28 protein-coding genes and 2 pseudogenes are annotated in these 25,995 nt (G+C 26.4%); 8 read left to right on the top strand and 22 right to left on the bottom strand.

Features of this window, described 5'->3' with window-relative positions; all coding sequences use genetic code 4:
• Window positions 1–54: 54 nt before the first annotated feature.
• Window positions 55–936: pseudogene (locus tag I5Q57_RS09885) on the bottom strand (DEAD/DEAH box helicase family protein); the annotation flags it as partial.
• A 569-nt stretch (window positions 937–1,505) separates the two neighbouring features.
• Between I5Q57_RS09885 and I5Q57_RS04655 the strand changes: the two are divergent.
• Both I5Q57_RS04655 and I5Q57_RS04650 read left to right on the top strand, forming a co-directional pair.
• Window positions 1,506–2,189 carry an IS1/IS1595 family N-terminal zinc-binding domain-containing protein gene (locus tag I5Q57_RS04655; protein ID WP_215825451.1) on the top strand — a complete coding sequence of 228 codons (684 nt, stop codon included), beginning with the start codon at window positions 1,506–1,508 and terminating at the stop codon, window positions 2,187–2,189.
• Between the two features lie 15 nt (window positions 2,190–2,204).
• Window positions 2,205–2,465: a hypothetical protein gene (locus tag I5Q57_RS04650; protein WP_215825450.1), complete on the top strand. Its 261-nt coding sequence runs from the start codon at window positions 2,205–2,207 to the stop codon at window positions 2,463–2,465.
• A 260-nt stretch (window positions 2,466–2,725) separates the two neighbouring features.
• Here the strand turns inward: I5Q57_RS04650 and I5Q57_RS04645 are convergent, their stop codons facing one another.
• Complete coding sequence (locus tag I5Q57_RS04645) at window positions 2,726–5,752, bottom strand: outer membrane protein assembly factor BamB family protein (RefSeq protein ID WP_215825449.1); 3,027 nt, start codon at window positions 5,750–5,752, stop codon at window positions 2,726–2,728.
• Between the two features lie 77 nt (window positions 5,753–5,829).
• Between I5Q57_RS04645 and I5Q57_RS09385 the strand changes: the two are divergent.
• Window positions 5,830–6,090: pseudogene (locus I5Q57_RS09385) on the top strand (IS3 family transposase); the annotation flags it as partial.
• Here I5Q57_RS09385 and I5Q57_RS04640 read toward each other — a convergent pair.
• Together I5Q57_RS04640 and I5Q57_RS04635 are read right to left on the bottom strand one after the other, a co-directional pair.
• A complete protein-coding gene (locus tag I5Q57_RS04640; RefSeq protein WP_215825448.1) occupies window positions 6,052–6,246 on the bottom strand; it encodes a hypothetical protein in 195 nt (64 codons plus the stop codon). The pseudogene I5Q57_RS09385 and the gene I5Q57_RS04640 overlap by 39 nt on opposite strands.
• A 163-nt stretch (window positions 6,247–6,409) precedes the next feature.
• Entirely contained in the window at window positions 6,410–6,694 is a 285-nt protein-coding gene (locus I5Q57_RS04635) for a hypothetical protein (RefSeq protein WP_215825447.1), read from the bottom strand.
• A 477-nt stretch (window positions 6,695–7,171) separates the two neighbouring features.
• On the opposite strand from I5Q57_RS04635, the gene I5Q57_RS04630 reads away from it, so the two are divergent.
• Entirely contained in the window at window positions 7,172–10,498 is a 3,327-nt protein-coding gene (locus I5Q57_RS04630) for an outer membrane protein assembly factor BamB family protein (RefSeq protein WP_215825446.1), read from the top strand.
• 49 nt (window positions 10,499–10,547) lie between these two features.
• Here the strand turns inward: I5Q57_RS04630 and I5Q57_RS04625 are convergent, their stop codons facing one another.
• The 14 genes from I5Q57_RS04625 to I5Q57_RS09665 all read right to left on the bottom strand — a co-directional run bounded on the left by I5Q57_RS04625 (window position 10,548) and on the right by I5Q57_RS09665 (window position 20,123).
• The gene (locus tag I5Q57_RS04625; RefSeq protein WP_215825445.1) at window positions 10,548–11,273 is read right to left on the bottom strand and encodes a TraM recognition domain-containing protein; all 726 of its coding nucleotides are present in this window, start codon (window positions 11,271–11,273) and stop codon (window positions 10,548–10,550) included.
• A gap of 210 nt (window positions 11,274–11,483) precedes the next feature.
• Complete coding sequence (locus I5Q57_RS04620; RefSeq protein ID WP_215825444.1) at window positions 11,484–12,083, bottom strand: type IV secretion system DNA-binding domain-containing protein; 600 nt, start codon at window positions 12,081–12,083, stop codon at window positions 11,484–11,486.
• A 174-nt stretch (window positions 12,084–12,257) separates the two neighbouring features.
• Window positions 12,258–12,524 carry a hypothetical protein gene (locus tag I5Q57_RS04615; RefSeq protein WP_215825443.1) on the bottom strand — a complete coding sequence of 89 codons (267 nt, stop codon included), beginning with the start codon at window positions 12,522–12,524 and terminating at the stop codon, window positions 12,258–12,260.
• Window positions 12,525–12,706: 182 nt separating this feature from the next.
• Window positions 12,707–13,690, bottom strand: coding sequence for a TraG/VirB4 family ATPase (locus I5Q57_RS04610; protein ID WP_215825442.1), 984 nt, complete (start codon window positions 13,688–13,690; stop codon window positions 12,707–12,709).
• A 224-nt stretch (window positions 13,691–13,914) separates the two neighbouring features.
• Complete coding sequence (locus I5Q57_RS04605) at window positions 13,915–14,172, bottom strand: hypothetical protein (RefSeq protein WP_215825441.1); 258 nt, start codon at window positions 14,170–14,172, stop codon at window positions 13,915–13,917.
• Window positions 14,173–14,322: 150 nt separating this feature from the next.
• The gene (locus I5Q57_RS04600) at window positions 14,323–15,063 is read right to left on the bottom strand and encodes a hypothetical protein (protein ID WP_215825440.1); all 741 of its coding nucleotides are present in this window, start codon (window positions 15,061–15,063) and stop codon (window positions 14,323–14,325) included.
• Window positions 15,053–15,307 (bottom strand): hypothetical protein, encoded by a 255-nt coding sequence (locus tag I5Q57_RS04595; RefSeq protein WP_215825439.1) that lies wholly within the window; start codon window positions 15,305–15,307, stop codon window positions 15,053–15,055. Before I5Q57_RS04595 ends, I5Q57_RS04600 begins: the two co-directional genes overlap by 11 nt.
• Window positions 15,308–15,368: 61 nt before the next feature.
• Window positions 15,369–15,593, bottom strand: a complete 225-nt coding sequence (locus I5Q57_RS04590; RefSeq protein ID WP_215825438.1) for a hypothetical protein — start codon at window positions 15,591–15,593, stop codon at window positions 15,369–15,371.
• Window positions 15,565–16,167, bottom strand: coding sequence for an Mbov_0396 family ICE element transmembrane protein (locus tag I5Q57_RS04585; RefSeq protein WP_215825437.1), 603 nt, complete (start codon window positions 16,165–16,167; stop codon window positions 15,565–15,567). Before I5Q57_RS04585 ends, I5Q57_RS04590 begins: the two co-directional genes overlap by 29 nt.
• A gap of 13 nt (window positions 16,168–16,180) precedes the next feature.
• Complete coding sequence (locus I5Q57_RS04580) at window positions 16,181–16,630, bottom strand: hypothetical protein (protein ID WP_215825436.1); 450 nt, start codon at window positions 16,628–16,630, stop codon at window positions 16,181–16,183.
• 11 nt (window positions 16,631–16,641) lie between these two features.
• Complete coding sequence (locus I5Q57_RS04575) at window positions 16,642–16,806, bottom strand: hypothetical protein (RefSeq protein WP_215825435.1); 165 nt, start codon at window positions 16,804–16,806, stop codon at window positions 16,642–16,644.
• A gap of 105 nt (window positions 16,807–16,911) precedes the next feature.
• Window positions 16,912–19,065: an adhesin gene (locus I5Q57_RS04570; protein ID WP_215827019.1), complete on the bottom strand. Its 2,154-nt coding sequence runs from the start codon at window positions 19,063–19,065 to the stop codon at window positions 16,912–16,914.
• A gap of 259 nt (window positions 19,066–19,324) precedes the next feature.
• On the bottom strand, window positions 19,325–19,912 hold the full coding sequence (locus I5Q57_RS04565; RefSeq protein WP_215827018.1) for a ParA family protein: 588 nt from the start codon (window positions 19,910–19,912) through the stop codon (window positions 19,325–19,327).
• A gap of 28 nt (window positions 19,913–19,940) precedes the next feature.
• Window positions 19,941–20,123, bottom strand: coding sequence for a ParA family protein (locus tag I5Q57_RS09665; RefSeq protein ID WP_215827017.1), 183 nt, complete (start codon window positions 20,121–20,123; stop codon window positions 19,941–19,943).
• 106 nt (window positions 20,124–20,229) lie between these two features.
• On the opposite strand from I5Q57_RS09665, the gene I5Q57_RS04555 reads away from it, so the two are divergent.
• Window positions 20,230–20,715, top strand: a complete 486-nt coding sequence (locus tag I5Q57_RS04555) for an IS1/IS1595 family N-terminal zinc-binding domain-containing protein (protein WP_215827016.1) — start codon at window positions 20,230–20,232, stop codon at window positions 20,713–20,715.
• Window positions 20,716–20,764: 49 nt separating this feature from the next.
• Window positions 20,765–21,190, top strand: coding sequence for a hypothetical protein (locus I5Q57_RS04550; protein ID WP_215827015.1), 426 nt, complete (start codon window positions 20,765–20,767; stop codon window positions 21,188–21,190).
• A 697-nt stretch (window positions 21,191–21,887) separates the two neighbouring features.
• Here the strand turns inward: I5Q57_RS04550 and I5Q57_RS04545 are convergent.
• Entirely contained in the window at window positions 21,888–22,202 is a 315-nt protein-coding gene (locus I5Q57_RS04545) for a hypothetical protein (RefSeq protein ID WP_215827014.1), read from the bottom strand.
• Complete coding sequence (locus I5Q57_RS04540) at window positions 22,165–22,557, bottom strand: UPF0236 family transposase-like protein (protein ID WP_215827013.1); 393 nt, start codon at window positions 22,555–22,557, stop codon at window positions 22,165–22,167. The genes I5Q57_RS04545 and I5Q57_RS04540 overlap by 38 nt, the downstream gene beginning before the upstream one ends.
• 1,052 nt (window positions 22,558–23,609) lie before the next feature.
• On the opposite strand from I5Q57_RS04540, the gene I5Q57_RS04535 reads away from it, so the two are divergent.
• Entirely contained in the window at window positions 23,610–24,629 is a 1,020-nt protein-coding gene (locus tag I5Q57_RS04535) for an NHL repeat-containing protein (protein WP_215827012.1), read from the top strand.
• On the opposite strand, the gene I5Q57_RS04530 is transcribed toward I5Q57_RS04535, so the two are convergent.
• A complete protein-coding gene (locus I5Q57_RS04530; protein ID WP_215827011.1) occupies window positions 24,626–24,811 on the bottom strand; it encodes a hypothetical protein in 186 nt (61 codons plus the stop codon). The two genes, I5Q57_RS04535 and I5Q57_RS04530, sit on opposite strands and share 4 nt — an antisense overlap.
• A 16-nt stretch (window positions 24,812–24,827) precedes the next feature.
• Here I5Q57_RS04530 and I5Q57_RS04525 point away from each other — a divergent pair, with 16 nt between their 5' ends.
• Window positions 24,828–25,280, top strand: coding sequence for a hypothetical protein (locus I5Q57_RS04525; protein ID WP_215827010.1), 453 nt, complete (start codon window positions 24,828–24,830; stop codon window positions 25,278–25,280).
• Between the two features lie 218 nt (window positions 25,281–25,498).
• Here the strand turns inward: I5Q57_RS04525 and I5Q57_RS04520 are convergent, their stop codons facing one another.
• Window positions 25,499–25,987, bottom strand: coding sequence for a hypothetical protein (locus I5Q57_RS04520; protein ID WP_215827009.1), 489 nt, complete (start codon window positions 25,985–25,987; stop codon window positions 25,499–25,501).
• Window positions 25,988–25,995: the final 8 nt, after the last annotated feature.

The following is a 25,995-nucleotide window of genomic DNA, read 5'->3' as shown; positions in this document are numbered from 1 at the left end:
GGGAGTTGCTGTAAAACCAATAACTTGTTTTGATTGAAAATAATTAAAAATCGTTACAAATGATTTAGCAGCAATATGATGGGCTTCATCAAAAATAATAACATCAAACTAATCCGGTAAAAACTTTTTTAAATTACGATAAACTGATTGCACAGTAGCAAATAAATAATTAGTATTATCTAATGTTTGGTTTTCATAAAAAACACAACCAAACTTATTATCTTGTAAAACATTACGAAAAGTTAATATTGCTTGATCAATAATTTCTCGTTGATGAGCTAAAAATAATAATCGGGGGCGAAAAATATTATTTTCTTTAATTTGATTTAAATAATCAAAAGCACTAATAATAGTTTTCCCATTTCCCATAGCCATAATGATTAAATGCTTAGTTTTATTAATCTTGCGACGATATTGTAAACGATTAACAATTTTTTGCTGAAAATCATACATTGAATATTTTCTTGTTATCGTTCCCTCACTTTGTGCTTTAATATGTAAACGATTATTATCAATTCTTGTTAGTACAATCTCACGCTCATTAACATTATTAAAATTAACAAGATTATCATTTCAAATTTTTTCATATTCACGAAAGAGATGATAATATAAATCAGGATTACTAAACTCACTAATTTTAATATTTCATTCTCTTCCGCGCATCATTCCCTTATAAGTTAAATTAGAAGAGCCTACAATTGCTGTTGAAAAACCTGATTTTCTTTTAAAAATCGCTGCTTTAATATGAATTCTTTCGCTACGCTTTTCAGTATTATCTTCTACCCTAATTAAAATATTATTATAACTATTAACTAAGTTTTCTAATTCATATAAATTAACAAATAAAGCAATATCATCAAAATTTGTCGTAATAAAATTAATCTTAATATTATGTTGTTGAGCATACAAAAAAGAATTTCTAATTTTATTAATCATTCCCTTAGAAATAAAAGGATAAATAAAATAAACACTATCAGCAGTTTTAATTTCTTTATTAATTTCATTAATTAATTCTTGTTCATTTTCATTAGTAAATAAGTGATTATCAATTAATCGAATTTCTTGATGATAACTAACCTTTTCTTGCAAATCATTACCTATTTGTAATAAAACATTATTAGATAATTGTGATTGTTCACTATAAATACCAATAATTTGATTTAAAAATTTTAACTTATCATCAACTGTTTTATATTCTTGCAATTTAATACTTAAAATATTATTAAATTGCTTCAATAAATATTTATCAATGTCTTTAATAGCACTTTTTTCATCATTAAGATTTTTAACAATATAATCTTCATTAATTGTTTCACCTAATTTTAATAATAAATCATAATAACCTTTTTCTCTCATTTATAAATCACTCTTTATTTCCTTGTTGTAATAAGATTACATACCGCCTTAATTAAAAATTTGTTTTAATTTTGCAGAAAACTCTTGATATTTATTGAATATACTTAATTTTAGGTATATTTTTAATATGGTAGAGGTGGATAATAATTATGGAAAAAATAATTCAAGAACTAGTAAATACTTTAACAGATGATCAATTTTTAGAATTTTATGAAAAAGTCAAACAACAAGCAGAATTAATAAAGAAACAAAAACGTTTAAATGAAATTGATCAAAAATTTAGAGCACAAGATATTAAATGCCCTAAATGTGAATCTTACCATTGCGTTAAAAATGGACATAATTCAGAAGGAAAACAAAAATATTTATGTAAAAATTGCCGTGCAAGTTTTGACGCTTCTCGTAATCATTTTATTTATTGAAGTCATTTAAATTATGAACAATGAAATTTATTGATTAAAATTTCATTGCTGGGGCAATCTAGTAAAACAATTTCTCGTTTTATTAAAACTACATTAAAAACTGCTTGATATAATTGTCAAAAATTAATGAAATCAAAACAATTAGAAAATACCCAATTAAAATTTAAAAAATTATCTGGTAAAATCCAAATCGATGAAACATTTATTAAAGAAATTCATAAAGGAAATTTCAAACATAAAACTGATCCACGAAGAATTTACCTTGACCCATTCGCAACTAATACTAAATGCTGTATTCAAATGGCAGTTGATAATAATAACAATATTTATGTTAAATCCACAAACACCAAACGTTTACAAAAACAATGAGTTATTAAAAATATGAACAAAGAATTAATTAACCAAAATTAAATTATTACTTCTGATATGCAAAAATTATATTTTTTAGTAGCAAAACAAACAAATTCTACTTTATGTGTAACTAAAACAACAATTAATCCTGAAGCTAGTTATCGTAACTTAAATAAAATCAGTAAATTACAATCTATTCTTAAAGAAGCCTTAATTCATTATCATGGTTTAGGTTTTACAAATATTCAAAATTATTTAAATATCTGAAAATGAAAATACCAACATAAGGGTTTAACTCCAAACCAACAAACAGCGGTATTATATTTTAATGTATAAAAAATTAAAGTAAAAATAGTAATTTTACATAAAAGCCTTTTAAAATTATCAAGTTGATGATTTTTTTTATTTTATCAAGAGTTTTCGACAAAATTAAATAAATGAATGAATTTTAAACAAACATATCGTGTAGAATATTAATACCAAATGTTTTTTATTTCATGTCTACTTTTTGGGTATCGTTCCATCTTTTTTTTCTTTTCTTCTCTTCTTCTAATTAGATTACTGGTTTGAATATTTTTCCTATTTTACAAAAGCAATTAAACTATTGAAGTATTAATAATTAATTTTGGCCCTGCTTCTTGTGTCAAAGAAATTTTTGTTTTCCCATTAAAAGTTATACTGTTATCTTCATTGATAGTAATTTCATCTGGTAATAAGCTATGTTTTTTTAATATTTGCATCGCTTCTTTAATTGATAATGTAATTGTTTGTTCTTCGTTATTATCATCAATTATTTTAGCGGTAATCGTTCCAGTAATTTTTTGTTTTAAATTTAGTGCATTTTCAAAATGAATTTCTCGGACTGAATATTTAAATATTATGCGTTCGTGAGGTGCTAAGTCTACTTCATCTTCTACATCACTAAAATAATACAAAATCATTTCTTGTTCTTGTTTATTAATATTTGATAAATCAAAATTATTTGATAATACATTAATGGTTTCAGATTGTTTATTATTTAAATTAACAAAGTCATGTAATTTCATTTCATCATCAGGATTTATGTTTCAACCATTTAATTTATTTTCTTGTTTTGTTTTAGTTAATACTGTTGTAATTTGAAATACTAATTTTGATTTTGTATTATATTCACATTTAGGTATTTTAACTGTTTTTTTAATCGAAGAAGTATTAATGCGTTCTCTCTTTTTAAAACATGACGACTCTTTAAAATTAACACTATGTAATAATTTAGAATCTTCATTTCTTGTTATTTCAACATTTCCAAAACTTAAATTATTAGTATTAATATCTTTTATTTCTTTAAAAAAGAAAGTAGGGTATTCATCTTGAAACTCAAAAAATATTGCTCTTTTAATTAATTTATTCAAGTCAATAATTTTATTTTGCTGATTATTTATTGTATAAAAAATTTTTTTCTTTCCAAGAGAACTGATACTATTAATTTTTGCTTTAACTATTGTTGAAGTATCTGTTATGTCGGTTATTTCCAATTGTGAAATATCTAATTCTGGATTCAAATAATTTAGTTCATTTAAAATAACTTGTTGATTATTATTATCTAATTTTCCTAATTGGGTATTTTTTATAACATCAGATAAATCTTGTTGATTAATTGTTGTATATTCATAAACTCTGCCTTCTCCTGAACCAAAATACAATTTGTTGTTAAATATAATCCCCGAAGATCTAACGACACCCCGTCATGTAATAATAATTTTTTGTTGTTCTGTAGCGGGGTCATACTCATAAACATTACCATCTCCTGAACCAAAATACAGTTTATTATTAAATACCACACCAGAAGATTCAACTCCGCCGTTTGTTCTAAGAACAACTTTTTGTTTTCCTGTGATTGGATTATATTCGTAAACATTTTTATCATTTGATCCAAAATATAATTTATTATTTAATGCTATACCAGAGGATTCAACCGCTTCATTTGCAATAATAACAATTTTTTGTTGTCCTGTGATTGGATCATATTCATAAACATTACCATCTCCTGAACCAAAATACAGTTTATTATTAAATACCACACCAGAAGAATCAACTCCGCCATTTGTTCTAAGAACAACTTTTTGTTTTCCTGTGTCAGGATCATATTCATATACTTTCTTATCGCTTGAACCAAAATAGAGTTTATTATTAAATGCCACCCCTGAAGAATTAATTGCACTATTCGCGGTAATAACAATTTTTTGTTGTCCTGTGATTGGATCATATTGATAAACATTATGATCAAATGAACCAAAATATAATTTATTGTTTAAAAACAAGCCCGAAGAAGAAACTATACCTTTTGTAGTGATGACAATTTTTTGTTTATTTTTTATTGGATTATATTCATACACATTATGATCAAGTGAGCCAAAATACAGTTTATTATTAAATGCCACTCCAGAAGATCAAACTTCTCCTTTTGTTGTAATTACAATTTTTTGTTGTTCTGTGACAGGATCATATTCATACACATAATTATTTGTTGCCCCGAAATATATTTTATTGTTTAATACTAATCCAGAAGAAAAAATGGATGCCCTCGTCCTTGAAAGAATAGAGCCCCCTGTGCTAATAACAATTTTTTGTTGTTGTGTGGTTGATTTATATTCATAAACCTTTCCGTCATTTGAACCAAAATACAGTTTATTATTAAGTACCAATCCATCATATTCATAAACTTTACCATCTTCTGAACCAAAATATACTTTGTTGTTGAACACCACCCCAGAAGAATTAACTGCACCATTCGTGGTAATAACAATTTTTTGTTGTTCCGTGATTTGATCATACTCATAAACATTCTTATCTCATGAACCAAAATATATTTTATTGTTTAAAACTATTCCAGAAGAAACAATTATATCATTTGTAGTGATGACAATTTTTTGTTTATTTTTTATTAGATCATATTCATACACATTATAATCTCTTGATCCAAAATAGAGTTTATTATTAATTACCAAAGAAGATCAAATCGAGTTGTTTGCGGTGATGAGAATTTTTTGTTTTTCTGTGACAGGATCATATTCATAAACATTGTGATCAAATGAGCTAAAATATAATTTATTGTTGAGCATCAAAGAAGATCTAACTGCACCCATTATAATAATAGTTTTTTGTTGTCCTGTACCAGGATCATACTCATAAACATTATGATCATATGAAACAAAATAAAGTTTATTATTAAATATCGCACCAGAAGATTGAATTTGTTCTTTTGTCTTAATAACAATTTTTTGTTGTTCTGTCACAGGATCATATTCATAAACATTATGATCAAATGAACTAAAATATAATTTATTGTTGAAAACCACACCAGAAGATCAAATTTGACGTTCTGCCTTAATGATAATTTTTTGTTTTCCTGTGTCGGGATCATATTCATAAACGTTTTTATCACTTGATCCAAAATAGATTTTATTATTAAATACCACACCGGAAGAACTAACCATACCATTTGTAATGATAACAATTTTTGATCTATTTATTTCATCATTACTTCGTTTTTCTCTTTTATTATTTATATTTTCTAATTGCTCTTGTTTTTGATAAGGATTATTGGCAACGATTCCGGCCAGCAACTTTTTAATGTTAATCACCTCCTTTTCGTGAATTTTTCATAATAAATGGATAGGTTACAATAAGTTGGACCATATTTATGTGGACTTTCAAATAAAATAAAATTATTGATGAAATTTTAAGCACTTTTAAAATTAAAAGATCATTAAGCAATGAGGGGTATTCTTATGACGATGCTGTTGCTGAAACAACTTACAAAACCTTTAAAACGGAATTTATTGAGGGTAAAAAATTTGAAAATTTAACATAATTAAAATACGAATTATTTGATTTTATTAATTGATATAACAACATTCGAATTCACGGCAGCCTAAATTATTTAACGCCTGTTGAATTTAGAAAACAACAGTCTACATAAAAAGTGTCCTAAAAAGGGTTGCCATACCAAAATGTGACTGTCTTCGGTAAATTTTTTATTGACACTTTTTTTCGGTGTGAAAATATTGGAAATATCCTTATTTGGGTTTAATTTATTGAAGGCTTGTGCTTCATTTTGTAATAATAACTCTTGCATAATAATATGCTCCTTTCATTGTTTTATTCTTTTTTAACCCCCATTAGGGCGGTTAATTATCATTGCTATATTTTTTTATTTTTTTTATATATAAATTTTATATTTTCGGCGCTAATAAGGGCTTAAAATTGCTTTATTTCAATAAATTATGTGCTTTTTTAATTTATTCAACGCGTTTTTTATATTCGCGTTGTTTTTCTTTGTCTAAATTGACGAACCAGTTGCGTTTTCATTCATTGCGTAATTTAGTAAATTCGGCTTTTTTATTTTCTAACGCCAGTTTGTTTGTTATAAGTTTGTATTCTTTTTGTTTTTCCTTAGTTAGATTGTCAAATCAGTCACCTTTTCATTGTTTTTCTCACTGTTTTAAAATCCCGCGTCCAATATTTTTTAATTCTTCATTTGGGGCATAATCAATATTGGTATCAACATAACTCGCTTTTCGCATAAATTTATATCCTTTCTAATAAATAAAAAATAGGTAGAATGATTTTTTTTGTCATTCTACATATACACAAGATTATAAATAATGTTATAATTTAATCACGAACTAACAAAAAGTTAAATTCGGGTAAATTATAGTAACCCTATTAAGTGGTCTGGATAACCACTTAATAGGTGTATAGAAGACTGACTGTTAGGTCATTTTCTATTTAGTTTAGTTTATTGTAACATTAATGTTGCAATAAATTTATTTATTCGCCACTCGCCCTCTTTCTTTAACAAATAAAAATAACAGTCTGTTATTTCCATAACCATTATAATAATTGCTAAACACATTCCTTATATAGCTGACAGTAAATGATTTCAATTATTTTGGCAGTAATTGTCCCCTTAATATTTTTTTTGTTTTAATTTTGTCGAAAACTCTTATTTAATAATTTATAATTAGTAAAATTTAACATAAAGGTAGGGGATTTAGTAAATGAAAAAATTGTTAGTAATCTTAGGAACAATAACAATGACGGGAAGCGGAATGACCGGTATTGTTGGAAATGCTCCAAATAAAAAAGAACAAATATCAGAAAGTAACTTTTTACAAACTAAATTAAAAAACATAAATTGTAAAAGACAAAAACGAAGTAATAATGAGAAGATAAATAGAACAAAAGTTTTCATCACCACAAATAATTATGTTGATTCTTCTGGGGCAGTATTAAATAATAAAGTATATTTTGGTTCAGATGATGGTAATATTTATGAATATGATCCAGAAACACAACAACAAAAAATTGTCATTAATAAAGAAAAAGAAATTTTAGCTCCTGGTGTAATAGCACGTAAAAGTTATACTAATGGTTTGATTTTTAACAATAAATTATATTTTGGTTTTAATTATGGAAATGTTTATGAATATGATCCCGCAACACAACAACAAAAAATTGTCATCACCACAAATGGTCCGGTTGGTTCTTCGGGGGTGGCGTTCAACAACAAAGTATATTTTGGTTCAAATGATAAAAATGTTTATGAATATGATTCCGCAACACAACAACAAAAAATTGTCATCACCACAAATGGTCCGGTTGGTTCTTCGGGGGTGGTGTTCAACAACAAAGTATATTTTGGTTCAAATGATAAAAATGTTTATGAATATGATCCCACTACAGGACAACAAAAAATTGTTATTAGAACAAAATCATTAATCCAATCTTCTGGCGTGGTTTTCAACAATAAATTATATTTTAGTTCACATGATAAAAATGTTTATGAATATGATCCGGTAACAGGTGAACAAAAAGTTGTCATCACCACAGGTGGAAGTTTTGTATTTTCAGGGATAGTTTTTAATAATAAACTGTATTTTGTTTCATCATATTATGGTAATGATCGTTATGCTTATAATAATGTTTATGAATATGATCCCGCAACACAACAACAAAAAATTGTTATTAAAGCAAATAGTTTTATATTATCTTCTGGTGTCGTTTTTAATAATAAATTATATTTTGGTTCAGATGATAAAAATGTTTATGAATATAATCCGGTAACAGGTCAACAAAAAGTTGTCATCACAGCAAAAGGAGAAATTCGATCTTCTGGTTTTATTTTTAATAATAAGTTATATTTTGGTTCACGAGATCATAATGTCTATGAATATGAGCCAATAATAAATAAACAAAAAGTTGTTATTACAGCAAAAGGAGAAATTTGATCTTCTGGGGTTGTATTAAATAACAAACTATATTTTGGTTCACGAGATCATAATGTCTATGAATATGAGCCAATAATAAATAAAAAAAAAGTTGTTATTACAGCAAAAGGAGAAATTAAATCTTCAGGAACAGTATTTAATAATAAATTATATTTTGGATCAGAAGATCATAATGTTTATGAATATGATCCCGCAACACAACAACAAAAAATTGTTATCATAACAAGTGCAAGAATTAAATCTTCAGGAACAGTATTTAATAATAAATTATATTTTGGATCAGAAGATAATAATGTTTATGAATATGATCCCGCAACACAACAACAAAAAACTGTTATTACAACAAATGCAATAATTGGGTCTTCCGGAGTTGTTTTTAACAATAAAATTTATTTTGGATCAGAAGATCATAATGTTTATGAATATGATCCAATTACAAACCAACAAAAAGTTGTTGTCACAACAAGTGCAAGAATTAAATCTTCAGGAACAGTATTTAATAATAAATTATATATTGGTTCAGCAGATCAAAATATATATGAATATGATCCAGTAACAGAACAACAAAAAATTGTTATTAAAACAGGAGGAGAAGTTTGATCTTCTGGTGTGGTTTTCAACAATAAATTATATTTCGGAACATCAGAATATAATAATAGTAAAATATATGAATATGATCCAATCACAGGTCAACAAAAAATTGTCATCACCACAAATGGAAGAGTTGAATCTTCAGGAATAGTATTTAACAACAAATTATATTTTGGATCATCAATTTATAATAATATTAAAATATATGAATATGATCCAATCACAGGTCAACAAAAAGTTGTTATTACAGTAAAAAAGGGAGAATTTTTAGGTTTTGGTGTAGTATTAAACAATAAAATTTATTTTTCTTCATCATATATTTATTCTAACGGCCAAGTGTATGAATATGATCCAATCACAGGTCAACAAAAAGTTGTCATAACAACAAACGGAGCAATTCATTCTTCAGGGGTAGTATTAAACAATAAAATTTATTTTGGATCAGATGATCATAATGTTTATGAATATACAGTTAATAATCAACAAAATTTAATAAATGTTATTAAAAGTGTTAAAATAGGATTTTTAGATAACAATAATCAGCAAACTATTTTAAACGAATTAAATTATTTAAATCCTGATTTAGATATATCAGAATTAGAAGTAACTAATATAATAAATAATTCAGCAATAATTAAAGCAAAAATAAATAGTATTAAATCTATTGGCGAAAATATGGTACATTATAAAATAAATAATAATCAAAATAAAATTATTAACTTGAATAAATTAATTAAAAGAGCGATATTTTTTAAGTTTGGTGATGAAAACCATAATTTCTTTTTTAAAGAAATAAAAAATATTAATACAGATAATTTAAATTTTGGAAATGTTGAAGTTACAAGAGATTCTAAATTATTACATAGTGTTAATTTTAAAGAAGCATGTTTTAAAAAAAGAGAGTGCATCAATACTTCTTCAGTTATAAAAACAGTTAAAATACCTAAATGTGAATATAATTCAAAATCAAAATTAGTATTTCAAATTACAACAGGATTAACTAAAACAAAACAAGAAAATAAATTAAATGGTTGAAACATAAATCCTGATGATGAAATGAAATTACATGACTTTGTTAATTTAAATAATAAACAATCTGAAATTATTAATGAATTATCAAATAATTTTGATTTATCAAATATTAATAAACAAGAACAAGAAATGATTTTGTATTCTTTTAGTGATGTAGAAGATGAAGTAGACTTAGCACCTCACGAACGCGTAATAGTTAAATATTCAGTCCGAGAAACTAACGCTGAAACTACATTAAATTTAAAACAAAAAATTAGCGGAACAATTACTGCTAAAATAATTGATGATAATAATGAAGAACAAATAATTATATTATCAATTAAAGAAGCAATGCAAATATTACAAAAATATAACTTATTGTCAGATGAAATTACTATCAATGAAGATAACAGTATAACTTTTAATGGAAAAGGCAAAATTTCTTTAACACAAGAAGCAGAACCAAAACTAATTATTAATACTTCAATAGTTTAATTTCTCGCGAAAAATATTCAAACAAACCAGTAATTTTAATTACTGGTTTTTATTTTGACAAAATAGCAAAAATGAGAAAGTTGTTTATTTGCTGAATTAACAAGTCTAAACAAGTAGGGTCAACATGAATTTTTTTAATACACAACTTGCCACTCGGGAGGGTGGTTTTAAAATAGCACTCACCAATTTTAAGGGTTTTAAGGTCGTTGGGGTGAACAATAAATTTATCAACCGAACCTACCATATTGGCACTGCTATTTTTAAAATCAATTTGGCGGGTCAGTTTCTCGGTTTCTTGGGTACCAAAAACTTTGGCAAGGTATTCAGGGCTTTCGACATCATTTACTTTATGGGAAATTATATTTGCTACATTTTCAAATATTGTATTTAAAAGTTTTTTATTATCTGTTGATAAGTCATCTGTTACTTGAAATGACAAGAAACATTGATAATTAAAACTACGCGATTTATTAATTAAGTTAATAATGGTTTCACTAGCAAAGACATTAAATTCATCTAAAACAACATTGATTTTTTGATTAACTGGTTTTAAAGTGGTTAATTCTTTTAAGTCTTTGATAATAATTTTACCAGCCGCCCCCGCTAGTTTGGGATACATCAACGAATTGATACTAAACAATATTGTTTTATGATTAGTAATCAATTCTAATAGGTTGTTGCGATTGCCAAGATTTTTGCTTAATTGCATATTAGTAATATCAGGTTTACTTAACATCCCTGATATTTCTTTCTCTGCAAAATTATTGGTAATCATATCATAATTTGCACTTTTGACATCAACTAACTTTATTAGTTTTTAAATATTAAAATGTTCAATGATATTTTTTAAAGTAATATCAATGTTATTTATTAACATAGTATCTAATAATATTAATAAAAAATGTTCTGCTTTGTCACGATAATACGGCTCAGTGACGTCAAACAGAGACATTATTTTATCCACTAAAACAACATTATTTTTATTTTAAAAGGGGTTATATTCAGTTTCGCCCCCAATTTCTCAAATAAAAGCGCCGGGGTCTAGTTGTCTAACTTTATCAATTAAATCAACATCACCCTTATCATCAATAATTATAGTTGTTTGTTTAAATAATTTGGTTAATTGTTTTACCAAAAACATTAATGTTGTTATTTTACCGCTCCCTGTTGTTCCAACCAATAAAGTGTGTTGAGTTAAATTATTTTTTGGAATACCATAGTTATTACCAACCACCAGCATTTTATACTGTAATGTTTTAAATTCTCTATTGATTGCTCTATCCATTTTTTGTTGTTGTGTTTTAGGGTTATCCGTATTATATATTTTATGACTTGCATAAAACCATAAGAAACACAAAGCACCTATAATAAAAACAACAAGCGATATTGTCCAACTATATTTATCAGTATAAACAAGATTAAAATTTTTAAAATCTAATGTATGATATGTTAACAACATAATAATTATTGCCGAAGCACAATTTATCAAACACAGAAGAATAAACGGAACCGCTAAAATAAAAATAATTCAATAAATAATTTTGTTGCTAATATTTTTATCTCGCCAGTTTATTATTTTTTTCACATTTAAATCTCCACCTTTATTTTAATAAAAATTATCGTCTGTAGCGCATTGAAAAACATTTTAATGAATAAGATATCAATTCAACGCAGTACAAACGATTTTATTTGTTTAACACTTCGTGGTTGATTTTTATTGCTTCAAGTATTTTGTTTCATTCTTTTTGATATATATTAATTAATTGCTGTCCTTGTCAAATTTCACTTTTGACATGTATTTTAGCATCATTGTCATATATTCAAATAATAAATATTCATCATTGGTTTTTATGCTCACGGCGAGCGACTTATCGCTCTGTGAGCCGTGAATACATTTTTTACTTATTCATACCGACAAACCTTTATGCCCGGGAATAGAAAATAAATTCGCTTTGTCGGTTTCGTTTTTGAGTTTTCTTCGTGCCACAATATTGACAGTTACTCAGTCGTTTTGTTTTGTTTCCATTTTATTATCTTTCCTTTCTTAAATTATTAATATCTTCACTTGTCCCGATAGCTTTGATTTCTTCGCTTGTAGCGACAACTTGTAAAATATAACGCGTATCATTGATACTAAATAAACACAGACCCTTTTTGGTAGTTAAAATAACATTTCTCTTTCATACTCATTTATCATATTGTTATCAGTTAGTAACTCAGTGTAGTTTTGCGCGCCAATCGAGTTCAAATGATGAATAAATTGATAAGTACACTGTTCAATATTATTCCCTGTGCTTGACGTTTTACCTCTTCGCCGCGTTGGGTAAAGTCGCCGATACTTTGCGTTAATATGTATAATATTCCATTAAATTTTCGGGAAGTTTTAGATAAAGTAAATAAATAATTAAGAGCAATCATATTATCTTGGTTAATTAATAACTGGGCTTCATCTACCACAATGCAAATTCAACTCTGTTTTTCAGGTAGCAAATTTAAGTTGTCTTCTTTATTCTTTTTCATAACACGGTCAAGCAAAGCAAGGAGCAAATACATTTGAGCATTGGCAATAGTTTTTGACTTTGCCATATTATAAATATCAAAAACAATGAAGTCACTTTTAATTGCTAAGGTGCTAATGCCATTAAATAATGTACCGTCTGCTCCTTTGGTTAGTTTTCACAACATTTTTTCTAATAAAGTATCTTGTTCTTTTTTATTAACCAAGTTATATAAATCAGTTAAAATTGGATAATCTTTTTTCGTTAACTTACTCAAATTTGTATCCGCAGCAATATTAAAGTTTTTATATAACTGAATAATATATTCTTGCAATTTAGCAAGGTCAATATTCGTTAAATCACTATACAAATTTTTAAACCATTGTTCAAGCAACGAGATATGTTCGGCAAAATTATCATTAAAGATTTCAAGGGGGTTAATTTTTGCCTTTGGGTTATTACCAAATTCAATAATTTCCCCACCATGATAATTGACAAAACTACCATATTCGCGTTGTGGGTCAATAATATAGATTTTTTTGTTATTACAATATAATCAGTTAAGGTGTTTTTTAACATTAAAAGTTTTCCCAAATCCCATCATTCCAACAATAAAAGCATTGTGACTGGCTCTTGTTGTTGATTTGGTTTTAATATCAAAAATTAATGGTTGTAGTTGTTCGTTTTCACCCATGATTTCACCTCGGGGGTCTATTAAGGGGGTGCTTGGAAGTGGTAAGGCGCTCGCCAAGAGTAATCGTTGCCATTTCTTGCTCAATGCTTTTTAATTTATCGTTGTTATTAAATAATAAACATTTATAAGTTGTAAATTGGCGAAATGTTAAATCGTTAATAGTAAAACGATTTCTTATCATTTCATTTTTTAAATTTGAAACAACTTGTTCTAAGTCTTTTTTACTATCCGCAAAACAAGTAAAAACCAATCGAAACCATTTTTAAAGTTTCTCCACTAACTTGAATGAGCTGTAATAAGTCATTAAAGTTTTGCAAGTATAAGTTATATTCAATATCTTCACTTGCTTTTTTAGTTTCTTGGTCTGTGGTGGCTCTTCGTATAGCACGGTCAAGTAATTTAAACGCTGTCATATTATCTAAATGACGGACACGAATAGAAATATTCACATTTTCTATTTCACTAAAATTACTTAATCACATATCATTAACAGTCAATGGAAACTGATTAATAGAAAGATAACTGACAAATTTATTACTTGCCAGTTTTAAATACTTTGCGGTTTCTTTAATGTTTGTCGGCAATGTTGAAACCGCACTATTTGTTGGTATAATTTTTTTATCAACAATTTTTTAAATTTCTTCGCTTGTTGGCAACGTTAAAGAAAGATGTTGGTTATAAGATAACAATGATAATTCAATTTTTTTATCATTGTTATTTGTAAAAACAATTAAATAATAATTTTGTTCTAATTTTAAATTTTGTTTTTCCAAGTATTCAGACATCGACAAAAAATTTTTTAATTGTTGTTTTTGTGAATTTTTTAAACTATTTTGTTTTAAAACCCTTGTAAGATAGTTTTTATTTTTGTCAAAATTCAAATTGCTATCAATTTTGATAATTTCAAAATCAAAATTTAATGTTCACATATAATTTGAAAAGTCATAAAGCGGGACATTGCGTTCTTCTTGGGTTGAAAATGTTAAATCAACAGCATTTATTTTATAAATACGGACTTGTTTTCCATTGTGAAATGCCACACGGTTTTTGATAATTTGAACTTTGTTATTATTTTCTATGTTATGTTTTTTTGACTTAAATAAAAAAACAATAGCAATAAAAACTACATAATATAATTTATCACCATTTTTATTGGGTGAAATGAAAAAGGTAGTCAACATAGCAACCATAACAGTTGTAATAATTCCTGCTAACAAAGATATTTTCGAAAGCAAAGTCAAAGATGAAGTTATCAAAACGACAGCCACAAAAATGATAAAAAGTTCTTGTCATCCGATACCGCCCAATACATTTGAAATGGTAAAACGAACTCTACTTGCTTTTTTAGTGATTATTTTTGGGTTATTTTCCATTGTTTTTGTCTCCTTTATCTTTCTTTGTTGGCGGCACACTTGCTTGTTTTAAAACACTATCTTTAACTTTATTGTTTTTATAATTTTCTTTGAATGTTTGATAATCATTTATATTTGTCATAACCTTATCTTTGGTTTTCATTGCTTGTCCCGCAAAAGCAACCGCAACACCACCCGTATTCGGGTTAAAACCATCAAACAAAGTACCTGCCGCTGCTTGTTTAAATGGTGTGCCACTTTTCATCGCGTGACTTATTCCTTATGTTACTCCGATTTGTTTACCAATAGCATTGCGAGTGGCAAATTTACCAGATTTTCAAGTGAATTTCCCCCCCAATTTTAGCAAGATTAGTTGCCATACCAAACGACATCAAATTACCGATACTGTCACTCATCGCTGTATTGCCACCGATTAAACTTGTTATAATTTGTGGCGATTTTGCAACCGCAAAACCAAGGGCGAAGATACCAAGTAATATAAAGATTGGTTGTGATAAAGAATTAGGCGTAAATGTTGCCACTTGTCCCAACAACGCAATACTCTCATAATAAAAATATTGTAAGTGATAAACATAAAGGCATAACTAATAAACCACCCCAAGACCAGACCATATCTTTTCAATTGCGAAACCGCCGTCCTTGGTCAGCAACAGACATAACGACCACTACGGGCAAATAGCACAATAAGATAAATAACTCAATTACCCGTCAAAATAAGAACATACAAACAGTAAACATAATATAAACCATAAAACACTCCGATATCAAACAAATAATATAACTAAAATTACTACTATCCGCAAATGTCCACGACACTGGAATATAATCTAAATTATGAACCCTATTCATAAAACTACTATTAAAAATTGCTAAGGCAAAATTATTAGTATTAATGGGGGCATTTTGCAAAAACAATTTAACAATCATCGTCATAATTGTATTTGCCATAATAAATAATGTTGGGATTAATGGAATTGCAATAATTATAATCAACATATTTGTAATTGCTTGTTTCATTTCGTGACGGCGATTGTTGTACATCCACGCAATCGCCTTTGTGCCGATAATGACAATAAACATTGCCATTGCAATACCAAACAGCAATCAATATATCGTGCTAAATATTATCCATACTAAATAATCGCGCGCTTAATGCTCCCCCGCCGATAAAATACACGACATCTTGCATCCCGTCCAACAACCAAACAATAGGAGTTATAAAAACAAGATACAAAATAGCACAAAAACTATTTATCGCTCAACCGATAATATCGCCCACTCAGGTTGACCCATTAGTTGGTGGTTGTACTGTCTCAACATTCAAAGTATTAGAGAAAAATGTTTGAATGTTGTTTGATGTTTCGGTATTTGGTAAAAACCATAAAATCGCCAATAATATTGCAATGATAATACAAACAATAATTAGTAGTGGTGCCATCGCGATTGCTAGCACTGTTAATATTTTTTTAAAATAAAATGCCACAAATCGCTCTAAACTTTGCTTTAATATTGGTTTTTTTGATTTTATAATCGATAAATTATCTTGTTTTTGTTTTTGCAATAACATAATTTCACCCCCTAACTTGTAATTGGAGCGATAGTATCTTTAAATGCCAAAACAATTGCACTTGCCAAAATCAAAATTAACAAGCAAATTAAAACTCACATCACTTTTTTAATTGTTTCTTTGCGATTATTACTATCGGCGTTAAACTTACCGCCAATCGTATAAACACCAATCATAATAATTTCTGAAACAACCGCACCCGCAAATTAATATCGGTATTGAAATACCTAAAATTTTGTTAAGTAAATCATTTATGCCACTTATCGCTAAAAATTAAACCATTATTTATCACCTCCTTTGTTGCCATCATTTTTGTTATTTTGTTTTTCTTCTTGTTGTTGTTTGCGTGCTAGTTCTTCCGCTTCTTCACGGTCGTCGCGTTTTCACTGTTCAACTACTTTTTGTTGACGACGAGCATATATTTTCGGCAAAATGTATTTATTAAAAACAAATTTACGAAATAGCAAGTATGCTATGCCACCGAAACCCAAGACACCAACAACAACGCCAATAATTCACAGTTTACTATCCTCATATTTTTTATCGGGTGTCGGTTCTGTCATTGTAGTTGGCGGAACCGGTTGTTCTTTTTGTTGCGTTGGAATCGTTTTGCCGCCAAAACTCAACAATTTTGTACTACCCTCAACTGCTTGAACTATGACGTCTTTACCACTAGTTCAATCACCAACAACTATGTTATTAACAAAAATTTTATAATCGTTGTTTTCTGCGATATCAGGGACATATTTTTCAACTTGTGATTTTACACTAGCAAGGAGTTTTGTTTTATAATTATCGATTTCATCTTGCGTAACATTTTTAATGTTATCAACAACAAAATTATCTAATTTTAGATCTAAATGTTTTAAACTTTGCTTTCAAGTTTTTGATAACTCAAACAACTTATTCAATTGAGTAACACTAGAACCACGGATATTGTCGTATCCTTGTTCTTGGTCTTTTGCTCATTGTTCAAACTGTTTGCCATTATCAGTATTTCAATATTCTTTTATTGTTTTTTCACCGTGAATTTGTAAATAAATGGTGCTAGTTTGGTTTAATTCATTTTTTAACTCAATTAAGTATTTTCCCTTAACCGTTCCGAATTGACTCCCGTCAAGTTTAATACCGTTTATTGGGTCAATAGCACTTGATTGTGATGTTTTATTTCATTTATTATCGCAACCATAAACAACACCACTTATCACGCTACTTGGGGTTGGTTTTACAATTTTGATAACGTTTTCACTACTTGCATAATAAAATGTATTAACTTTGTTTGTCATTTTACTACTATCTAGTTGTGCCAAATAATCGTTGTCAACTACGGCCCCATTTGTTGCGGTTGGTTGTAATTCAATCTTTAAATCCACCACCGTGGCGGGGGCAGCATTGTATTTAATAAAAACCGAACCTTGATAACTTTTACTGTCTTTTTTGGCGGTTAAAGTTGCTTCATTGTTTTCTTTTTTTGTTATTTCAATTTGCGAAAAATCATCAATAATATTATTATTTGTCTTATTTACTGCTAAGAAAATAGTATCATCATTTTTATCTAAAATATTTCCTAAATCTGGTTTTTTAATTAACCCGCTTAATTGTTTTTTTACTAGCGTTGGTGTTGGTTCCGTTTTCGCCAACATTGAGACAATAATTTCACTAGTGTATTGTTTGCCATCCAAAGTAAACGTTACTTGTAAATTATGGTCTCTTGGTTCAGTTTCAGGTTTAACATTGATAGTTCATTTTTTCGCCGTTTGTGGTTGTAGGACATTATCAAAGATAACTTTATCAATGTTCGGGTTGGCAATGGCAATGTTTAACTCCCCATCCGCCGTAATTAAGTCGGGGCGAGTTCAAATCATAGTTTTTGTGCTATCAACCAAGGAAAACTGACTTTGTTGTTTTACTCACTCTAAATTGTCGGCACTATCTCTTTCAATTTCAATATTTACTATTTCAATCATAAAAAATTTAGAGCGGTTATGTTTAAGGAGATTTAAAGTAATGTTTTTATTAAAATCAAATTTAGTTTGTTTTTTTAAGTCAAAATTTGAGTTTATAAGATTATTGTAAACATTAGAATTTTCATTGAAAAACATTCATTTACTGATTTCAACATATTCATTATCTGCTTGATTTTGGAATGTTATAAATTTTTGTGTTCAATCACTAACATCTTTTCTAGGAATAGATTCTATTTTTAAAGAAAAATCATATGTTTTTTTAACATTAGTCATTTTTTCAATTAAAAATTTACCTTTTTTAAGTTTTAATTCATATGTTTGTTCACTTGCTCTTTTATTTCTAATCAGTTGTGATGTTGTTTTGTCAACATCACGTTTGACACGATTTAGAGGTGCATTGGCAAGCAACGGGGATGGTATACTCGTTGCTATGGCTGTTATAGTTAATAAACTGAGTAATTTTTTCATACTTTCTATTTCCCTTCTGATAAATAAAAAAGAGAATATCAAACTGCTGATATTCCTATAGGTAATTATGTTAAGAAACCAAATAAATATAATAAATCATTATTTTTAAGTTAGATTTTTGATATAATTCTCTATGGAGACACAGTCTCTTCAAAATGATTTGTGTTTCCGTTTTTTTATTTATTTAATTACGAAATAATTATATACCCTTTATTTGAAAATTTCTGTTTTTTATATAAATTGATTCTTAAATAAAATGTTATATAATTTCTTTAATAATTTCTTCGTATGCTTGTTTTTGTCGTCAATAATATTTATTTTCTCAAATGCTGTTTAATTTATTCTCAGTTTTAATAAACGATTTGGAATTAGTTGTTACACTTTGTAATAAATTACTATTTAATTTTTCTTCTTCTAATAATTTATAAATTTCAATAGTATCTTCATCCTCTTTTATGTTGTTAAAAACTATTCTTAATATTGGAACAGTAATATTTTCTTGTCTACAAATGTTATTTAAAGTATTTTTTAAGTCTAATATTCCTTTAAACGCTCCCAAACCATTATTAATTGGCGTAATAACTAAATCAGAAATAATTAAAAAATTAACTGCTAATTCTAAAACTGTTGGTGGGTAGTCAATTAACACATAATCATACTTTAAAAAAATATTATTAATACTACCAAATATATTTTTACCAACCTTATATATATTATCTTTGGTATACAAATTATTTAAAATTGTAGATGATTTTGTTAATTCTTCTCCCGTGATAATAATGTCAATATTTTTATATTTTGTTGATTGAATAATATTATTAATTCCAACATTAAAACCACAAAACATTTTTAATAGGGTGACACCTTTTATAATTTTATTTGTATAAAATTGAACAGACAATGTGGGTGGCTTGTGGTTGTGGGTCAAGGTCAATCAACAACACTTTTGCACCATCAAGGGCAAATTTATAAGCAACATTTTTGCAAAGGGTCGTTTTAACAACGCCACCTTTTTTATTACAAAAACTAATCATCCTCATGCTTGTTTTCTCTTCCATATCGTTCTTCTAAAATAATTGTTTTAATTTTGTAGAAAACTCTTGATATTTATTGAATATACTTAATTTTAAGTATATTTTTATATGACGGAGGTGGATAATAATTATGGAAAAAATAATTCAAGAACTAGTAAATATTTTAACAGATGATCAATTTTTAGAATTTTATGAAAAAGTCAAACAACAAGCAAAATTAATAAAAAAACAAAAACGTTTAAATGAAATTGATCAAAAATTTAGAGCACAAGGTATTAAATGCCCTAAATGTGAAGCTTACCACTGCGTTAAAAATGGACATAATTCAGAAGGAAAACAAAAATATTTATGTAAAAATTGTCATGCAAATTTTGACGCTTCTCGTAATCATTTTATTTATTGAAGTCATTTAAATTATGAACAATGAAATTTATTGATTCAAATTTCATTGCTGGGGCAATCTAGTAAAACAATTTCTCGTTTTATTAAAACTACATTAAAAACTGCTTGATATAATCGTCAAAAATTAATGAAATCAAAACAATTAGAAAATACCGAATTAAAATTTAAAAAATTATCTGGTAAAATCCAAATCGATGAAACATTTATTAAATAAATTCATAAAGGACATTTCAAACATAAAACTGATCCACGAAGAATTCACCTTGAACCCATTCGCAACTAATACTAAATGCTGTATTCAAATGGCAGTTGATAATAATAACAATATTTATGTTAAATCCACAAACACCAAACGTTTACAAAAACAATGAGTTATTGAAAATATGAACAAAGAATTAATTAACCAAAATTCAATTATTACTTCTGATATGCAAAAATTATATTTTTTAGTAGCAAAACAAACAAATTCTACTTTGTGTGTAACTAAAACAACAATTAATCCTGAAGCTAGTTATCGTAACTTAAATAAAATCAGTAAATTACAATCTAGTCTTAAAGAAGCCTTAATTCATTATCATGGTTTAGGTTTTACTAATATTAAAAATTATTTAAATCTCTGAAAATGAAAATACCAACATAAGGGTTTAACTCCAAACCAACAAACAGCGGTATTATATTTTAATGTATAAAAAATTAAAGTAAAAATAGTAATTTTACATAAAAGCCTTTTAAAATTATCAAGTTGATGATTTTTTTTATTTTATCAAGAGTTTTCGACAAAATTAAAACTTTATTTTATTTTTTCAATATATATATTATATATAATTATACAAAAATTCTTAATATCATTATAAAGATGGCAAAACCGATTAAAAATTGAAAGGTATAGTAAAAGGCGGTTACTGTTTTAAAAACCGGGAAAATTGCAGTTGAAAAGTTAACTGTCGCTTTGGCGACCACCCACAATTTATCGTGCTTTAATACATACCAACATTATTAACTCACTTGTATTTAATTTTCAAAGAATAAATTTTAACACCTTATAAAATAAAAAGACAATCATTGCTGACTGCCGGTCGCGTTTAGTTTTATTAGGTACTGCTTTGAAGAAATAAAACAATCAGCTAATTATATTATTTAATTACTAAACTAACCCTGCCTTTCTTGTTATTGTCATTTTTATTCTTTTTCATTTTATCATATTATTGAATTTTTACACAACAAAAATTATTAATTTTATTAAATTTTAACTAATATTTTTACTTACTTAAATTTATTATATTTATTTGTTACAGCATTACCTTTATAATTAATTCAACTATCATCATTTTTATTATTATATTTATTTCATAATGAATTTTTATATATTTCTTTTCTGATTTCTATTTATGAATTAATATTTTCATTAATGTAATGTAGTACGTTTAATTTGTTTAAATTTGCCATTCTTAAATGTAATAGGTTATTTAAATTCTTATGATTATATATTTTTGCCCCATATCCTAATTGTTGTTTTACTAAATGAGATACATCACTTTCAATGCTACAACCGATATTTCATTCTAAATTTTGATGATGAATGCCATGCTTATTATTACTGAAATAATTACTCGCTTTCCTTAAATTTGTTTTAATATCTTTATTTAATTCATTTTTAGCAACATTACGAATGTTTTTGATTAATTCTTGATGATTTGCCATCCTTATATAATTTAATTCAACTATTTAGTGTTACTTTGCGATTTTCAAAAATAATATTAAATGCGGTTTGTTTTAATTTTTTAATAGCATGATAACCATCTAAAATATATCTAACATTACCAAAACTATTGGCAATTTCTCTAATTCAAGTATCACCATCACCACAAACAATTATTCTGTCGTAATTAATATTTACATAATGTTTTTGTAATTCCTTAATTAATAAATCATGATAATCCATTGTATTTATTCGTTTATCAGCTTTTAACATTAGAAAATGACCTCGTTTGTTTTCTAATTCTCTACGAGCATTTTTATAATTTTTTTCTTTATGTCCGGTATGAAAAGTAACCAAAAGAATTCTCTGGTCTTGTTTAACTTTCTGATCTAATGTCGCTAAAAAGGTCTCATCTAGTTGAATATATAAATCCTTATTTTTAACATCAATTCTAGTTTTAGTTTCTTTTTCTGCGAGTTGAAAATATTCAGCAATATCATATTTATTTAAAATACTTGAAATACTAGCTTTTGAAATATAACAATGATTTAGAGCATCTAAAACATCACGATAGCGCTTACCATCACCTAAAAGACTTAAAACTTTAAATTGGACATCAAAATAAATGCGTTGTTTAGGTAAACATACCCATTTATTTATCTAATAAACATACATATTCAAATTTACCTGATTTTTGATTTCAATATTTATATCGGCGTCGTTTAAAAGTAACTTCAACAAAAATTGTAATAATTGTTCTTGTTGCAAAATTAACTACTTTATAACCTTGTTTTAAACGATAATGATATTTATATAAGTATTCATCTAATTTTTCATATTCATTAGCTAATTGTTAACATTTATTAGTGTACATATTTTTATGGGTTGTAAATAAACTAAATCAATGCTTGTTTTCTAAGGTTTTTACATTATTATTAATTTCTAACATAAAAAAATAATCTTTCTTGGTAGAGTAATTTTAACAAAGTTAAATTTAGTTAACTTATTTTTCTTTTTTAAAGATAAATGTTTTTCTAGAATTAGTATTCAATATTCTGAAAAAATAATAGAAATTATTATTTAATAATTTATAATTAATTTGTATTAATTAAACTTTATAAATTCAAGGAAGGGTTGGGTGTTTTACTATAAAAATTTATTAATTAACAAAAATCCATGAAAAGGATTTGATTAATATGAAAAAATTACTTAGTTTATTAAGTACAATAACAATGGCAAGCGGCGGAATAGCGGGGGTCGTTGCCAATAGTCCTTATGAAAAACAAGAACAATAAACTAAATTAGAAAACATAAATTATAAAAGACAAAAACGAAGTAATAATGAAAATAATAAAATAAATAGAACAAAAATTGTTATTAAAACAGGAGGACATGTTTTTTCTTCGGGCGTGGTTTTCAACAATAAATTATATTTTGGTTCATGAGATAAAAATGTTTATGAGTATGATCCTGCTACAGGACAACAAATGGTTATTAAAGCAAATTCTGTAGTTCAATCTTCTGGCGTGGTTTTCAACAATAAATTATATTTTGGTTCATGAGATAAAAATGTTTATGAGTATGATCCTGCTACAGGACAACAAAAAATTATTATTAAAGCAAATAAAAATAACTGAGTTCATTCTTCGGGCGTGGTTTTCAACAATAAATTATATTTTGGTTCATGAGATAAAAATGTTTATGAGTATGATCCTGCTACAGGACAACAAATGGTTATCATTACAACAAAGGGAGCGATTTTTGCTAGTGGAATTATTTTAAATAATAAATTGTATTTTGGTTCATTTGATCATAATGTTTATGAGTATGATCCGGCAACAGGCCAACAAAAAACTGTCATAAAAACAGAAGAAGGAATTCGATCTTCTGGTGTGGTTTTCAACAATAAATTATATTTTGGTTCAATAGATCATAAAGTATATGAATATAATCCAACAACAGGCCAACAAAAAGTTGTCATTACAACAAATGGAGAAATTAAATCTTCTGGGATAGTTTTCAACAATAAATTATATTTTGGTTCAGGAGATGGTAATATTTATGAATATAGTAATTACTATAATTTAGGACAAATTAATAATAATTCTGATAATACAATTTTAAATGAATTAAATTATTTAAATCCTGATTTAGATATTTCACCATTAGAAACAGTTAACAAAACAAATAATTCATCGATAATAAAAAAAAATAATAGTAATAATAAATATTTTGGAGAAGTTATTGTTAATTATAAAATTAAAAATAAAGATGAAATTAGTACTATTGATTTAAATGAATTAATTAAAAAAGCATCATTTTTTAAATTTCGTGATGAAAACCCTAATTTAAAATTTAAGGAAATAAATTATATTGATATTAATAATTTAAATTTTTCAGATATTGAAATAACAAAAAAAGAAAATTAATTTTCATGATCTAATGTTCCTAAAAATGTATGTTCTGATAGAGAAATTATCAATAAAACTTCAAATACAAGATCATTTAATGTACCTGCTTGTGAATATAATTCGAAATCAAAATTAGTATTTCAAATTACAACAGGATTAACTAAAAAAAAGCAAGAAAATAAATTAAATGGTTGAAACATAAATGCTGATGATGAAATGAAATTAACAGATTTTATAAATATAAATAATAAAAATTCTGAAATCATTAATGTATTATCAAATGAATTTGATTTATCAAACACAAATAAACAAGAACAAGAAATGATTTTAAGTATTTTTAAGGAACCCACTGATAAATTTAAACTTAATCCCAATGAAAAATTAAAAATTACTTATCCAGTAAGAATAATTACATCTAAAATTATATTAAATTTAAAACAAAAAATTACAGGAAATATTACTGCCGAAATAATTGATGATAACAATAAAGAACAAATAGTTACATTATCAATTACAGAAGTAATGCAAATTTTTAAAAAATATAGTTTATTACCCAATGAAATTACTATAGATAAAAACAATGATAAAATAACATTTAACGGTGAAGCATTTTTCTCGTCAGAAAGAGAAGGGCTAGTAAGAACAAATACAGTTACTACTATAGTATAAGGTTTTATAAAAACGATATTAGCTATTTAGAACAATAACTTTAATTAAAACAAGCTCAACAAGTTTAAATTTCTTGTAAAAATAAAAAATATTCAAACCATTAATTAAAATTACTGGTTTTTATTTTGTCAAAATAGAAAAAATTAAAAAATTGTTTAAGAGCAATATCGTCATATAAAGCTACATTTTGGGGTAGAAATTTTAACAGTTTAATTATTTTAATTATTTTTAAATTCAGTTTTAAATTCTAATATTTTTCATTTGGCATATCTTTCATTTTTATCTCATTCTTGTACTTTCATTTTTATGTTTTTTAATTTTTTATTTTGATATGATAAAAAATCTTTATTTTCTCAATATCTTGGTTCACTGTTTTTTTCTCAATTTAAATCATATTCTAATGATTTTAATATCGGTATTGTAATCTTGTCATTTTTATCAACATAAAATTCTCAATCATTAAGTTTCATTCGCGGAGGCAAGTTTTTGGGCATAAATTCATTTTCTACATTAACTTTTATTTCTCATTTTTGATTTCACTTGCTGTTGTCATCTTTTGATGATTTAAGTGTTAATTTTGATTTTTTTAAGTTTAAGTCGTATGACTCATTCTTAATTTGTAATATTGGTTTATTTTCTTTTTTAGAACACCCAGCTATTGGCAATGTTGTCGGCCCCAAAAGAGCTATTATATTTAAAATTTTCATAAATTTAA

Source organism: Spiroplasma endosymbiont of 'Nebria riversi', assembly GCF_018831625.1.
In the GTDB taxonomy this organism is placed as follows: Bacteria; Bacillota_I; Bacilli_A; order Mycoplasmatales; family Nriv7; genus Nriv7.
This window is presented reverse-complemented; position numbering and strand designations above follow the sequence as displayed.